Origin of the sequence: Paenibacillus plantarum, assembly GCF_013141695.1 — a bacterium.
GTDB classification, from domain to species: Bacteria; Bacillota; Bacilli; order Paenibacillales; family NBRC-103111; genus Paenibacillus_E; species Paenibacillus_E plantarum.
In genome coordinates, this window is the sequence record NZ_WHNY01000067.1 from 180,925 (window position 1) to 196,428 (window position 15,504).

Below are 15,504 nucleotides of genomic sequence, written 5' to 3' on the forward strand. Positions count from 1 at the left end.
AGGGGAGGGATTCCAGTCCAAGATGTCGAAGCGTGTAGAATATTAGTGATTGGAAGGTGAACATCTTGGCTGGAATCTTCAATAATGTACTCGGCTATATTCAGAAATATAAATATAACAAGCGGTTTTTCCGGAAGAGCCTTGTCATGATACTCATTATGGCAAGTATTCCCGGGTTGATTATCGGTCTGAGCATTTATTGGATCGCAACGAATAACGTGGAAAAAGAACTGCAAGGGCTCCACCAGAATCAAATTTCTAATCGGGCGGCCAATATTGACGATCAGCTTGCATTTCTGGAAATGACCGTATCGCACTGGGCGTTCGATTCCAAGTTTGATGAGAAGTTGAAAACGATAAATTTTGCGTATAATTACGACACGGTTCAGGATATGTACCGGACCCTCTTGTCGCTGGAGAGCGCACATCCTTTTCTGCAAAAGGTGGAGTTGTTTCTGGACAAGCCGCGTCCGCTTGTGTTCTCAACGGAACGATACACATTTCTCAGCAATCAGTCCGATATCGAAAATTATGAAAACTTGCTCCAGCATGATAAGTCGATGTTCTGGATGTTGCGGAAGCCGCAAGGAACAGGTAAACAGGGACTTGCTATTATTAATAAAATCCCCGGCGACAGCACCGAGCCCTTCGGTGCTCTTGTTGCCACATTGAATCAGGATAATCTGTTGAAGGTGCTGAAAACGTTGACTCCCTATGATGAGGGGGTCACAATGCTGTTCAACGAGAAAGACGAATGGAATTTATCAAGCAGCGGAGCCGGAGGATCGGAATTGGATCTCGTGCTCAAAGAGGCTTACGCGAAGCATCAAATGGAGCTTGGCGAAGCGGCCGTAAAAGATGCGAAACCAGAATCGTTTTTATTTGACTACAACAAGATTTCGTACTCGGTTTCTTACGGTCATTTTAATCGGTTGGGTCAAAAATGGGTTTATATCTCTGCTGCGCCGCTATCGTCCATTACCGCGCCAGTCATTGCCATTTCCAAATGGATCTTGGTGATTAGCGTCTCAGGTTTGCTCTTTGCATTGCTGCTTTCGTGGTTCGTATCCCGCCGGATCTATCATCCCGTGCAGCGTCTGATGACGCTGTTGTCTGGTGAAAAGAACGATGAGGTGAAAGACGAATTCGCCATGATTGAGAAGCATTGGCAGCATATGTCCAGAGAGAGCGAAACGATGCGTCATAAGCTTGAGGAGCAAATGCCGCTTTTGCGTGAAGGCTTCTTCTTGCAACTGGCACAAGGTTACTTGATTTCCCTGCAAGAGAACGACATGAAGGAACGGATGAAGCGATATGGTTGGGAAACGGAGGATCGTCAATTTGTTGCGTTGGTGTTTCAATTGACGGGTTTCGCAAACCTCGAGGGAAGGTTCTCTCAAGGGGATGAGAGTCTTGTAACTTTCGCCGCGTCCAACATTATCGATGAGTTGATTAGGAGCCAATATGAGCAGGCAGAGATTATTAATTTCCATAACTTTTCAATTGGGGTCCTGCTGTCTTTTCCGTTATCCCATCCGACGACATGGCTCGAGGACGATTTGGAGCAGGTGTGCCAAGAGATCATTCGGGCCATTAATGGGATTCTAAAAATGCAGGTTACGATATCGATCAGTAAATGGGTCCACAACGTGAAACAAATTCCACATTTGTTCGAGGAAGTGAAGCAAGCGTTGGTCTATCGGGATCTGCTCGATGAGAATCAGATTATTAAGACGGAACAGCTTTCCAAGTTAAACGTTTATAAGGAAACAGGCTATCCCTTCACCTTGGATAAAGAAATTATTAATGCGATCCGCAACGGCCAGGAATCAGGTGCCATCGACCTTATTGCTCAGTTCATGAAGGAGTTGGCTGCCAATGGTTCTACGGAATTCATGCTTCAGCAAGGCATGCTTCAGCTTCTGGGGAGCATCCGATACGCATCCCTGCAATCAGGGATGAACCCGGTGCAGTTGTTCGGCAGCGTGAATTTGTTCGAGCAGTTGGCGCAGATTAAAGAGCCAGAAGAAATGCTCAAGTGGTTCCAGCACAAAGTGATCGGTGTTTTCGTGCAGGAGATGATTTCCCGGCAGGATTATCACTTCAAACAAATCATTGAACAGGTCATCGTTCATTTGCGCGAGCAGTACATGACGCAGCTGTCGCTGGAATCGTGCGCAGATTTATTTGGCACCAGTCCCTATACATTAAGCCGCGCGTTCAAGCAGATCACAGGCATTAATTTCATTGATTTCTTGACGAACATTCGAATCAGCAACGCCAAGTCGCTGCTCATTGAAACGGATATGAAAATCAATGAAGTCGCCGATGCCATCGGCTATCAGCACAGTTATTTTAACCGGCTATTTAAAAAGTACGAAGGCATTACACCAAGTCAGTTTCGCGAGCTAAACCGCACGGAATAAGGGTTTTTCTGGCTTTATGCATCGATGTGCAAGCTGCAAGATAGTCCTAAACCTGCTGAAATGGCCGTACAAAAAAGTCCGATTGTCGATCAAAGCGGAATGTACTAATGTCTACCTTGTGCTCTGTTGGAGCGATTGATACGAAGAAGTTCAGAAGTTCATAACAAGGGAGGATCACTCATGAAAGTAAGAAAAAGCAAAAAAGTTGTCCTAGGTTCCATGGTTCTTATGTTGGCGATTTCTAGCCTCGTTGCAGCATGCGGAAATAAGAGCACGACAGGAAACAGTGCAGCAGACGGAAAAGAAGCACCGCTAGACGTCAGCATCATGACGATCTTGCTTACGCCGTCTCCGGCAGCAGATGATAACAAGATTAAGCAGGAGATTGAGAAAGCCACGAACTCTAAAATGAAAATTCAATGGGTATCTGGCAACAACTATACAGATAAGCTGAACGTGACGCTGGCTTCCGGCGATATTCCGGATTTGATTACGATTAACGATCCGTTCACGCCAGTGTTCCGCAACGCAGTAACGCAAGGTGCTTTCTGGGATTTGACTCCCTATATCAAAGACTACCCTAACTTGAGTACCAAGGTTTCCAAAACAGCCTGGGATTTGACCAAAATGCAGGATGGCAAAAATTACGGCATTCCGCGTCCGCGTCCAGCTGAAGCTGATTCTTTCTTCATTATTCGCAAGGATTGGCTCGACAATCTGGGACTTAAGGTGCCGACAACAACTGACGAGCTGTACGATGTTATGAAAGCCTTTGCGGAGAAAGACCCGGATAAAAACGGCAAAAACGATACAACTCCGCTCGCAGCCTTTATGACACCTCCAGCCGATATGGGCACGCTGGCTACAATCGAGAACAGTTTTACAGGCGCAAACGTGAAAAATGACAAGTGGAAATTGGTTGACGGCAAAATTGTAAATACATCGCTGCTGCCGGAAACTCGCAAGTCCATTGAATATTTGACTAAAATGTACAAAGATAAGCTGCTTCCGGAAGACTTCGCATCATTGAAGCTTTCCCAGGCCTCTGATTTGTTTAACGGCGGTAAAGCAGGCATCATCATGGATAAAGCGGGTACGATGAACGATCATTATGAACTGCTCAAAAAAATCGATCCGAATATGAAGCCGACTGATTTCTATCCATTGACCAACATGAATGGCTACAATCCGAAAGGTCCTGGTTTTTCCGGGATGGTTTCCATTCCGAAATCCGTACCTGAAGCTAAAATGAAGCGCATCTTGAAAATGGTAGATACGTGGATGAACGACGATGTGTTCGCGATTCAACAATACGGTATCGAAGGTGTGGATCATACGGTCAAGGATGGTCAAAAAGTAATCAACACCGAGCAATTGGCAAAAGATAACGGTCCTGACTTTAACCAAATCGTTTATGTCGCGGATCCTTATGCCAGCTCCACGAAGGTATATTTCCCGAAAGAAGCTAACGATTTGTTCATGAAAATTCAAGACGAGCGTGCCAAAACAAGTGTCGCCGATATCAGTATCGGTCTCTACTCGCCGACGGCGCAAAAGCTGTTGCCTGAATTTGAGAAAAAGGTGCAAGATTTGAAAACGAAGATTATTCTTGGACGCGAGCCGATTACAGCTTGGGATGATTTCGTTACCAAAGCGAAAGCAGATGCAGATTTGGCGAAAATGAGCCAAGAAATGACGGAAGCGTATCAAAAACGCAGTGGCGGCGCTGCAAAATAAGATTTAGTTGTGCGAATGAATTCTAGCAAGGGGCGGGGAGACTCCGCCTCTTTATTTATTGAAACGGGAGAGGGAGCGACCATGACGGAGCGTTACATCGACATCAACGAAAGCATTTTTACGAAATGCGGAGATCGTGTAAGCGAAATTTTAGCTACAGTAGCTGACAGATATGTAGGAAACAACCCGCCTCATCCGATGGCCTACCGGGCTTTTTGTGCCAACGGGATTAGGAAGAACCACGATTACAGTTATGATTTTAATTTCGTAAAACAGTTCCCCGAACTGCAGAACGGACAGATCGTCTATGCATGGTCGCAATATTGGAGTGATGTGGAAACGCCGCTCAATTTCATATTGCATTGCTACGGACCGCTCATGTTGTATGCGAACGGGCAGCCCATTTATAAAGCGAATATCGCAGACGAACTAAATCCGAAACGAAGAACGGTCGTTACGATTCCGATGCGTAAAGGCTGGAATCACTTGGTTTTCCAGTTTACCAAAACGGAAGCAGGGTGTGGAGGCTCTCTAGGGCCAGGTTCTTATAAAAGTAATCCGGTACATTTCCTAGCACCTTCACCCGAGCGATTCGGCCACGAAGGTTGGATCTACTCTGCGCCGCAGGATCAAGTGTGGAGTGAGCTTCCTGGCGAGGGAAGTACGGAAGCTGATCGCGCTTGGTATCCCGAGTTGGCGTGGAACGATGACGAGCAGGCGAAGACCTCTGTTGCACGCATCTTCGGAGAACTGAAAGGCAAGTATGCAATGGCTTGGACGAAGCTGCGTTCATTCTCGTCTGGACTGCGGAAGGTTGAATTAAGCGGTCATGCGGAAGGAAGCCTAGCGATTTATGTGGATGGGGAACTGCAAGCCCGAATCGACCAAGCAGGCGCTTTCTGTGTTGGACTGCAGTTAGCATACGGCGAGCATAACCTTGTCATGCAATGCTTTGGAACGAACGGGGGCGCAGGCTTTCGTCTGGATCCGCTTTCGGTTGGCGTTCAGCTCGTGGAACCATATCCTGTACATGGGGCTAAGGATGCTTGGCTATATTTGGGTCCGTTCCTTGCAGGTGAAGCCATCCCTGATGTGGAGGATTCGCTCTTTGCCTTGGTGGAGACGCAGGAGGGCGGAACGTTTTGGCGGCTGGATCAGCCGAACACGTGGGTACGACCGTTCACGGAAAATGCGTTATTCGGCAAGTGGAACTATCCGCTTGGCGTAACGCTGTATGGGATGCTCCAGACCGGAAAGCTGCTTGGTCGTGACGATTTGCTGCAGTATGTGTATAAGCATATTGAAACATGCACGCGGCTGTACACGTATGCCAATTGGGATAAAGAGCAATATGGCGCTTCGGGTGTGTTGAACACACTTGCTACGCTGGATAGTCTGGATGACTGCGGCTCGTTCGGTGCAACGATGCTGCTTGCGCTACAAAATCAGCCGCTTGAAGGCGCTGAGCGGATTGCGGATGTGATTGCGGATTATATTAGTAACAAACAGGATCGGCTGCCTGATGGTTCCCTGTACCGGAAGCCGAAGCATGTTGATTTCCCGAATGCGACGTTGTGGTGTGACGACTTGTACATGAGTGTGCCGTACTTGTGTCGCTGCTACCAGCGGACTGGAGAAATTCGTTATCTGGAGGATGCAGCCAACCAATTCATCCAGTTCAAGAAAAAATTGTACATCCCTGAGCTGCAAATCATGTCTCACGTCTATGACTTCGGTATCGACAAGCCGACGAAGATCGCTTGGGGCCGCGGCAATGGCTGGGTCATTTTCTCATTATCAGAATTGCTTGCTGTGCTGCCAGAAAGTCATGAGCAACGGGGCGAACTGCTGGAGTTCTTTAATGAATTGAGCGAAGGCTACTTGCGTCTGCAAGGGGAGAACGGACTGTGGCACCAAGTGCTGACGGAGCCGGCTTCGTATGAGGAAACTTCGTGCACCTCGATGTTTTTGTATGCGTATGCGCGCGGTGTAAGATATGGCTGGATCACAGATACAGAGAAGTATATCGCAGCGATCCATAAGGGCTGGACCGGCATGGCCCGCATCTCTATCGATAAGTTCGGCAATGTGTATGGTGTGTGCCGCGGTTCAGGCTACTCGTACAGTGTTGGTTATTATAAGGATGATCTGTCATGGCTGCTTAACGATACGCATGGTATCGGCATTGTTTTGCTTGCTGGCATTGAAGTGCTGCAGCTGGAACGCCATTTGGTAGCAGGGGAGGTCTAGGTAAAACTGAATATACGATAAGTGAAGCTGGCCTTACGAGAAATCGTGGGGCTAGTTTTTATTTCTAGTCAAGGTAAATAGCAGGAGACCTTTGAACAAACCTAGATTCCATCTTGTTCATTTTTTGTTTATCCGACATTTGTATAATAATCCCGATTACTGTCGAAAAGTTTCGTGAAGTTAGGACTAGAGGCCGGGGGTTGGTAGGTCTATAAGCTGCTATGCCTACGGATACTGTTGATGAAAACTAGGAAAAGAGGGATGAATGTTGAATAGACGTCGGAAAGCCGGATGGGCCAAACTATTAATTGCTGCATTGCTAATCCAGTACATACCGTTTCTATACGGCGGTTCGAGTGTAGCTCAAGCTAAAGATGTGGCTCCCGGGACTAACACAGTGCTGCAGAATACATACGGTCCTGCAACCAAAATTACGGATTATACTTGGCAGAGAGTAACAACGAATCTTTCACCTGGTGCAAGACATGGTGCAGCCATGGTCTTTGATGAGATGGCTGAGAATGTGGTCATGTTCGGAGGTCAGGGTAACAGTGGCCTTTTCGATGAGACTTGGATATGGGATGGCTATGAGAAAACTTGGCGGGAAGAATTGCATCTTGCTTCCTCTCCGTCCAAACGCAAAGGCGCAGCCATGGCTTATGATCCATCCACTGGAAAAGTTCTTCTATTCGGAGGCGAGGGTCAGTCCGGAGCGTTGCTAGGTGATACTTGGCTGTGGGATGGCATGGATGCCAAGTGGGAGCAAGTTCAAGGGCTTACGGACTCCCCGATAGCTCGCGGAGGCGCTCAGCTTGCCTATAACGGCGATCAGTTGGTTCTGTTCGGCGGATATTCAGGCAGCGGAAGTTCTAAGCATCTTCAGGACGATACTTGGCTGTGGAATGGAACTGGCTGGACTCAGGCTACGCCTGATGATAAGCCACCTGCAGCGTATGGCGGGCAAATGGCTTTTGACGGCAAAACGGCTGTGCTGTACGGTGGAAATGCAGGCTCTATTACGAAAGAGTATACGAGTACAGGTACGGAAGTAACGAAGACAGTCACGCACGACGACAGCTCTCCGTTATTATGGAAATGGGACCGGGAAGCAAATAACTGGAGTTCGACAGCTGGTCCAGAGGGCTACGGACGCTGGGGACAGGCGATGGCCTATGATGGACGACGCGTTGTCTTCTTTGGCGGAGAACGCGACTATGTTCATAATTATAATAACGAATTGGTTTCGAAATTAAAGCTGCCATCGAGCACGTATCCACCTACGAGGGGGAGTATGGCTTATGGCTGGAATGGAAGTAAATGGGAAACCTCTCCGTTGAAATTCTCCACCGGAGTTATGTATAAAAGTAATATGGATAAAGACGGAAAGGTTTTTGAGGTCCAAGGGCAACCCAATCAGGTACCTTTTCCGTTAACCAATGCGAACATGGCGTTCGATGGTAAAAATTTTGTCATGTTTGGCGGAAATCGCGACGAAATTATGATCATGGATAAAGTTTTCGGCGCTAAAGTCGGTGCTGAACCTGCAGCTATTATGAACGAAACTTGGCTGTTCGGGTATACGCCTCCGACGGCGCCTGGTGTTAAGCTTACGGTTGATCCGATGGAATTGATCGAATTTGATCCAAAGCACATAGATGACATAATAAACGTAGTTACAAACGTCTATGATGATGGAACTAAAGAAATTACCGCACGAGGAGTAGAGTACCGAGAGTATCCAAAGGAAGGAGAAAAAGAAGAGGATTTCGGCAAATGGATCCAAGTCCCTTACACAGCTATAGAAGAAGGAACAAGTACCTTTACAGTTGTATTAAAGGGACTGATATGGCAGCAAAGATATCAGGTTCGCGGCTATGCAGTCAACGAAATAGGTAAGAGTTACACGGAAGCAGTGCCGATTATCTTGAATGATGATGATCAGACTATAAAAACACCTGATGTGCTTCATTACGACCGGATCGGTCCTTCGGTTCTGCATGTGAAAGACAAGAAGCGATTGGTTGCGGTAGGAATAGGTATCCCTAATCTATATCGTAAACCTGTAGGGGATATTCATTACTACTTACAAGGCAAGGATGGTACCCAATATAACCTTAAATCCAATATTATAAATGAGCGCCAGTTAGAGTTGTACTGGGATGAAAAAGAAACGGTTGTGCCTCCAGGTGAATATGATATACACCTTGATCATAAATACTATGGCAATTACGTATTCCCAGACGGTCTTCTAATAACAGCACTAGACTTCTACAAACCAAGAAACTTCGCTAGAGTAGATGTGCCGAGCTCGTCTGCTAGCAACGAGGCAAACAGTCTTGGTCTGCAGGGGCCGTTTACGGAGAATCCGAATAGTGCTGGTCTCTATACACTTAATGACACTACCGAACCGGTAATCATTAACGACTCGGTCATGTTCAAGGGAACAAGCCTTGTTGTGAACAAAAGAGTAAATCCAGCCACAATAACAGGCGATGGTCGCTTATATGTCAACGGCGGTGGAGCACTCGGTTCGAATGTGTCTTACACGATTCATGAGGGGCCGTTTACCATCACGTCAGACAAGTTCGCTTTGGATTTGAGCGGCTCGCAAGCGACGGACTACTTGAACATGGATATGCCCGTCAAAGCTAGCTCGTTTATTTTTACAAAAGATGGTCTCCGTCTAACTGGTGATCTGGAAATCGGTTTGCAAGTAGGAACTCAAAAGGTTAAGGAAACGGTGCCGTTTGAAGGTCTGCAATTCCGTAACAACCGCTTTGATTTGTCGGGTACTTACACGATGAAGAATAGCTTCCAGGTGGGCCCAATCAAAGCAAGTGATACGAAATTCGTTGTGGAAAGCCGCATTCCTTATGTCGGTGTTCAGGGAACAGGCAGTTTGCCAGATACGAACTTAAGCTTCGATTTGAATATGAAAACTAAACAAGGACGTTTGGATGCCGTAAGTTTTGGCATGTACAAGAAAGTGAAGCTTGCTTCGACAGGTCTACAAGTCAATTATTTATTCGGTAATGTGGACAAACTTGCAGAGAAGTCGCAGATTCCTCAGAAGTTCAGTGTCACTGGATCTGTGAACGATCTGATTGTTCCTGAAATGAAGCATCCGCAGGCCAATTACAAGTTTAATCTAATCGGTACCGATTCCATTGATATGAATCTATCGAACTACGGCTTTAATGGCAGTGGAATTGAATACTACTATTGGCTGCCGGTGAAGAACATGGACATGCAAACAGTAGTGAATCCAGCAACCGCTGGAATCAAAGGATTTTCTGCACCGGGCTTTGCAACGAAAGGCGACATCAACCTTTTCGAAGTCGTCAAAGGAGCAATTGGCACGTACTCTTTTAATCAAAAAGGATTCAACGGTGCTATTAAAGGAACAGTGTATGTTCCAAAAGGGATTCCGCGTATTGGCGGAGCGACGGTGAGTAACGTTGCACTTAGTGTAAATGAAAAAGGCATTAGTGGTACTTTCAGACATAACGGGGTAGGCGCTAATCTGAAGTATACGTTCAATAACAATACCATTCTGTTCGAAGTGGAAGCAGAGCCGCCTAAGAAGTCTTGGTGGGAAAAAGGTCTGGATTTCGTGAACAATGTTTCTGATTTTATGGACGCAGCAGAACCATGGCTGGACATTGCGGAAGAATTGTTCCTAAGGAATACAGATTCGGGCAAAACATTGAATGATGTTAGAATTGCTGCGGCCAATCCGCTGAAACGAGTCTTTGATCTAACACCGGTTAGTTTGTCTTTCCAACCGGATGAGTCAGTTCATATCGATGCGAAAGCGCGCATTGTGAATGGACAGCTCACGTCAGTGGATCAAACACCTCTGATTACAACTGAAACGAATGCTTCAAGCGGGAAGTCGACAGCTTCTTTCACGGTGGATCATTCCTATACGGCACTTATTGCCTTAACAGGAGATCAACGGACTGCTGCACTGAAAAGTACTGCATCCAAACAAAGTTATGAGCAACTTGCTTATCCAGAAATCAGCTATGATGCTGACAACCAAATGACCTATATGCGTGTAGCGTTGTTTGCAGGCAAATGGAGTCTGACAACAAGCGGTAATAGTCACATTCAAGTGAATGAACTGTTATTTGCCAGCGAGTCGCTGAAGTTGGATGAATTGGCGAAGCTGTGGTCGCAAACACCAGATCGCTCGGTTACTTCTCTTACAGTGAAAGAGCGTGGAAGCTACGTCCTTAAAGTTGGTGAAGCTCAAGGTGATATTATTGTCTATAAGCCAGATGGACGGCCTTATAGTTTACAGATATCACAGAACGAACCAGATTGGAATGCTTTCAAAGATAAGGGTTACGTGTACACGTTGGTGGATGCGGTTGAGGCAGGAACTTGGATGATCAGCGCAGGCACAAGTCCAAGCGCCGTATTAAACAGTGTTCCGTCCAAAACAAAAATAGAGGATGTCATGCAGTGGGAACAGGATCAAGTTTACCCTACCGTGTTTGACATGACTCAGACAGACAATGGCCAAGCAATCGTAGAGATTTATGGCGCAAATGAACAGACAAAACTGTATACGCCCAAAGGTGATCTTTATAAGCTTCAACCTAATACGGGTCTGCCAGGAATGAATGTTCTGTATGACGAATCGCAGCAGAAGAAAACGATTTTCCTAGACGATGTTGATTTGAAGGGACAGTGGAAAGTTGTAAGCAGCTCTTATACAAGTGTTATTGCCTACAAGTCTACTAGGAAGTTCAAGTCAATTAAACCATTGGCGATGGAAGGCCGATTCAGCAAATATCTAGAAATTGCTGAGAATGGCAATTACATGCTAACGGTTAGCGGCGGCAATGCTAATACCGTCATTACAGCACCTGATGGTTCACCGTACACACTGAACTTTGATGCTCCTGATGGCAACGCCTATTTACAGCCGGCGTCAGACCGAGTGGCAAGTTCAAACTCAGGCGGAGATCCGCTCCAACAGACGAAGATCTCGACTCCAAATCCAGTGAACGACGGTAGGGATACCCTATATGTATCGCTCCTGAATGCGCCAGCTGGCAAATGGATGATTCAAAATGCAAAAAAAGTTGATCTGCAAATTCAGAAATTAATTCCTCTGCCTGAGATTAAAGCTTCAGTAAATGCTGTAGCTGGCGTGGAAAATCGTATTCAAGTAACGTGGTCTATGGAGAATGCATCGTCTGATGCGCAAGTAACCATGATGTTAACAGACAGTGCTGATCAATGGGTTGGAGAAGTCATTCAAAGCGGTTTGCCATCATCCGGCAGTAAAGCTATTGATCTTCCGACTTCCTTGCTGCCTGGAACTTATTATCTTTCTGTTGTAGGAGAAAGTGCAGATCAAGCACCGATCCATGCCATTACGGATGCAACTGTAGAGGTGACTGCTCCTATTTCGCTGGATACACCTGGGCAACCTGAGGTGCTTTCTACTGGAAATGGAGAAATATCCTTGCGCTGGTCTTCTATTGCAGGTGAAGTGACAGCTTATCGCATTTGGGCTAGTGAAAACGCGAGTGGTAAAGCTGCAGTTCCAATCATGGATCTGCCTCCTCAAGCGGGAAGTGAGCAGAATGCTGTTATTACCGAGTTAACTTCTGGTAAAAAATACGATATCTCTGTCTCAGCAATTGGTCATGAGCAAGGACGTATTGTGCTCAGCCCAACGTCTGCGAGTGTTTTGACAGATTTGCCAGTTCCACAACCGCCAGCGTTATCTGTGGCGATTGACGCAGGCGCAAATGCAGTCATTGAACAAGGGTACACGTCCTACGACGGAAATAAAGAGAAGCTGATGCTTACAGCAGCCGAACAAGCCTCCTTGAAGGTGACTGCTGATCAAGATGCTACTGTGACTTTGTTCGTAAACGGACAGCAGCTTGGCAGCAATGAGCAAGTAACAGCAGGAGGAACTGCCACATTTGTTCTGCAAGATCTGCTTCAAGTTGCCGTATTGAAAGAACGGGAATATAACGTGTTAGTTGAATCTGTGAATGCGCGCGGTGACCGCTCTACGGCATACCGCAAGGTGTTCATTGACCGCACTGGACCGATGTTAATCGCTTCAGGCGGCGATGACGCGCAAGGCAAGCCGATCTCACTGAATGGTATTGTCACAGATATTAACAGAATGTATATAACCGGCCAAACAGATACGGGAGCTAAACTCGTTGTTAATGGTACAAATGTTCCATTGGATGACAAAGGGAAATTCTATTATTACGCACCATTGCCATGGGGAGCTTCAACGGATCGCGAACAGATTACGATGACGGCTACTGATGGCGTTGGCAATAAAACCGAGTATGGATTTGAAATCATTAAAGGTGTACGTGAAGCAATACCGGCAACCCCTAGCGATCTTGCTGCATTGACAACGGGCAATGCACAGATGAGTGCTCCGTATCAATTCGGTACATCTGCTTATCAGGCATTAGCTTATTCAGACAATGTTCGTGTGTATGCAGTTCCGATGGCTGCTACTTCGGTCGTGACGATCGACGGCACAACAGTTCCTGAGAGCGGTTATGTCGATGTCGCAGTACCTGCTACTGGGAAATCGGTATCCATCAAAGTTCATTCTGCTAGCGCAGGTGATAAGTTCTACACACTTACTCTTGATGGAACTGGTTCCAGCGAAGCCTTATTGACTACATTGAAGCTGAACAATGCCACTGCTTCCCAACCGGGAGATGTACTTCCGGCGAAAGCTTTCACAGGGACGGAAGAAAACTATGCCGTTTATGTGGATAATACCGTGGATACAGTAACTTTGACACCTGGTGCAATCAAAGCCGGTTCAGGCATTAAAGTTAAAGGTCAATCCGTTCAGGGCGGGCAAGCTTCTCAGGCGATTCAGCTGCAAGTTGGCGAGAATCAAGTGCCTGTGGTTGTGACCTCACCAGACGGATCGGAAACACGCAACTACCAAGTAACTGTAGTTCGAGAACTAAGCGGTAATGCACAACTGCAAAGCTTGGGACTCGCTACTGACGGAGCTCAGTTGTTAGCTGACTTCAACCCGGCCGTATCCAATTATGAGGTTCTTGTACCTTATACAGCTGGTGAGTTTAAGCTTCTGCCAGTTGCTGCTCAATCGGATGCAGTCATCTATATCAACGGTCAAAAGGTAACGAACGGAACAGTCTTGTCACTTCCCTTTACGAAGGATGCACAAACCTTTGCCATTGAGGTAAAAGCTCAAGATGGTACTTTGCTCACATATACCGTTTCTGTATTGCGTAAGCAGACAGTGCCTGGACAGCCGCCATTACTGGCGAGTTTGCAGGCAGATACCATCTTGGACGGTGCCTTTACGCCATACAAGCTTAAATACGGAACGATTTCAACAACCGAAATCTCCAACGTGGCAATCCAGGCAATCACCAATGATCCAGAGGCGACAGTAAGGGTGCGGAATGTAAAACTTAAAGGCGGCGGCACTTTTACACCTGCTATAGAAATTGGAAGCAATACCATTATCGTCAATGTGGAATCAGCTGATCTTAAGTCATCACAGACGTATTCCATCGATGTGAAACGTGTAGAGGAATCAGGTACAGGTCCTAAGGTTCGCCAAACGACAGTTGAAGGAAGTACCGGAGGCTGGACATTCGAAACCAACATCCTGCGGACCCAATCGTCAATTGGCAAAACGCTGGATACGGTGAAGTTGAATGCTACGGATGCACGTACAATCTTGGAAAAAGCTGCAGAGAATAAGGATCATGTTGCTCGCATCTATGTAACGGACTTGCCGGAAGACCCGGCAGATGAGCGAATTGTCAGCATAAATGCCGAAACGGTAAGCTTGCTTGCAGATGGAGGAATGTCACTGCAACTGGTGCTGCCTGATGGGCAAATTACAGTATCGGCCGAGTCTCTACAGCAAATGGGTAAAGACGGAAAAGATGCCTACTTCCGAATTGTTCCTGTCCGTGCAGAGGCTGAGCGCAGTGAAGTAACAAAACGCGTGCAATCCGCTGAGCTTGTACTCAAAGATGCAGAAGGTAGATCGGTCATCGTAATCGGTCAACCGGTTAAGATTGAGACCAACTATTCGGGATACAAGACGGAAGTCGTGTTCCCACTGAATAACTTGAGTTTGCCGGCAAACGCAGCGGCGGCCAAACAAATTTTGAATGAGCTGGCTGTGTACATTGAACATAGCGACGGCGAAAAGGTGCTTAAGCAAGGAGAAATCCGTTATGATGCGGATGGCAAACCAATCGGTATTGCTATTGAGATCAGTAAATTCAGTACATTTACCATTATTCAGAAAAATGGAGCGGGAGCGCTGAAACCTTATTTGTCCGGTTACCCAGACGGCACATTCCACCCATCGCAAGCCATTACGCGTGCGGAATTGGCGACAATTTTGAATCGTATTGGAGCTGCTAAGTCCAATAATGCTTCGGTTTCGGCACAACCTAGTGGTTATCCGGACGTTGCCAAAGGACATTGGGCTGCTGAAGCTATTGCCAACATGCAACGCGCAGGAGTGATGCTCGGAGACGATACCGGCTTCCGCCCTAATGATGCGATTACTCGCGGCGAGATTGCCAACATTGCTGCTAGACTGCTTCCAGTTGGAACAACTGGAAACACTTCTTATGCAGGTTACAGCGATACGCAAGAGCACTGGGCTTTCGAAGCGATTAAACAAGCTTCGCAAGCAGGCATTTTGCAGGGCTATTCCGACGGCACCTTCCTGCCGAATAATCAATTGAATCGTGCGGAAGCAGTAACGATATTAAACCGATTGTTCGGGCGACCGACAGCCGACATGAAGTCATCAAGCTGGCCGGACGTTCCGCAAGAACATTGGGCACTTCGGGAAATTGAATCAGCCTCGGGCACTGTACAAGTGTTGTCAGATGGCAGTGTTTATGTGGTACCTAATCATTAATAAGTTTTAAACATGACAGCCAATGAGCTGGTCATACCCTTGTCAAGTAGACAGATGAAAAAAGCTATGCTGTGAGCGCGTGCCGATACTCAATTGGCGCGCGCTTTTAAGTTTGAAGCGGTTTTATTTTCATTTTAAGCCGCATACCGAATA

The 15,504-nt window shown here is 46.7% G+C and carries 4 protein-coding genes; all 4 read left to right on the forward strand.

The genetic code is table 11. The features are described 5' to 3' along the window. Window positions 1-65: 65 nt before the first annotated feature. The 4 genes from GC096_RS23985 (at window position 66) to GC096_RS24000 (ending at window position 15,351) form a co-directional block, all read left to right on the forward strand. Window positions 66-2,426, forward strand: coding sequence for a helix-turn-helix domain-containing protein (locus GC096_RS23985; RefSeq protein WP_171633797.1), 2,361 nt, complete (start codon window positions 66-68; stop codon window positions 2,424-2,426). Between the two features lie 180 nt (window positions 2,427-2,606). Continuing rightward, window positions 2,607-4,163, forward strand: a complete 1,557-nt coding sequence (locus tag GC096_RS23990) for a type 2 periplasmic-binding domain-containing protein (protein WP_171633798.1) — start codon at window positions 2,607-2,609, stop codon at window positions 4,161-4,163. Window positions 4,164-4,244: 81 nt separating this feature from the next. Further along, window positions 4,245-6,413 carry a glycoside hydrolase family 88/105 protein gene (locus tag GC096_RS23995; protein ID WP_171633800.1) on the forward strand — a complete coding sequence of 723 codons (2,169 nt, stop codon included), beginning with the start codon at window positions 4,245-4,247 and terminating at the stop codon, window positions 6,411-6,413. A gap of 265 nt (window positions 6,414-6,678) precedes the next feature. Next, the gene (locus tag GC096_RS24000) at window positions 6,679-15,351 is read left to right on the forward strand and encodes a cadherin-like beta sandwich domain-containing protein (protein WP_171633801.1); all 8,673 of its coding nucleotides are present in this window, start codon (window positions 6,679-6,681) and stop codon (window positions 15,349-15,351) included. The last annotated feature ends 153 nt before the right edge of the window (window positions 15,352-15,504 follow it).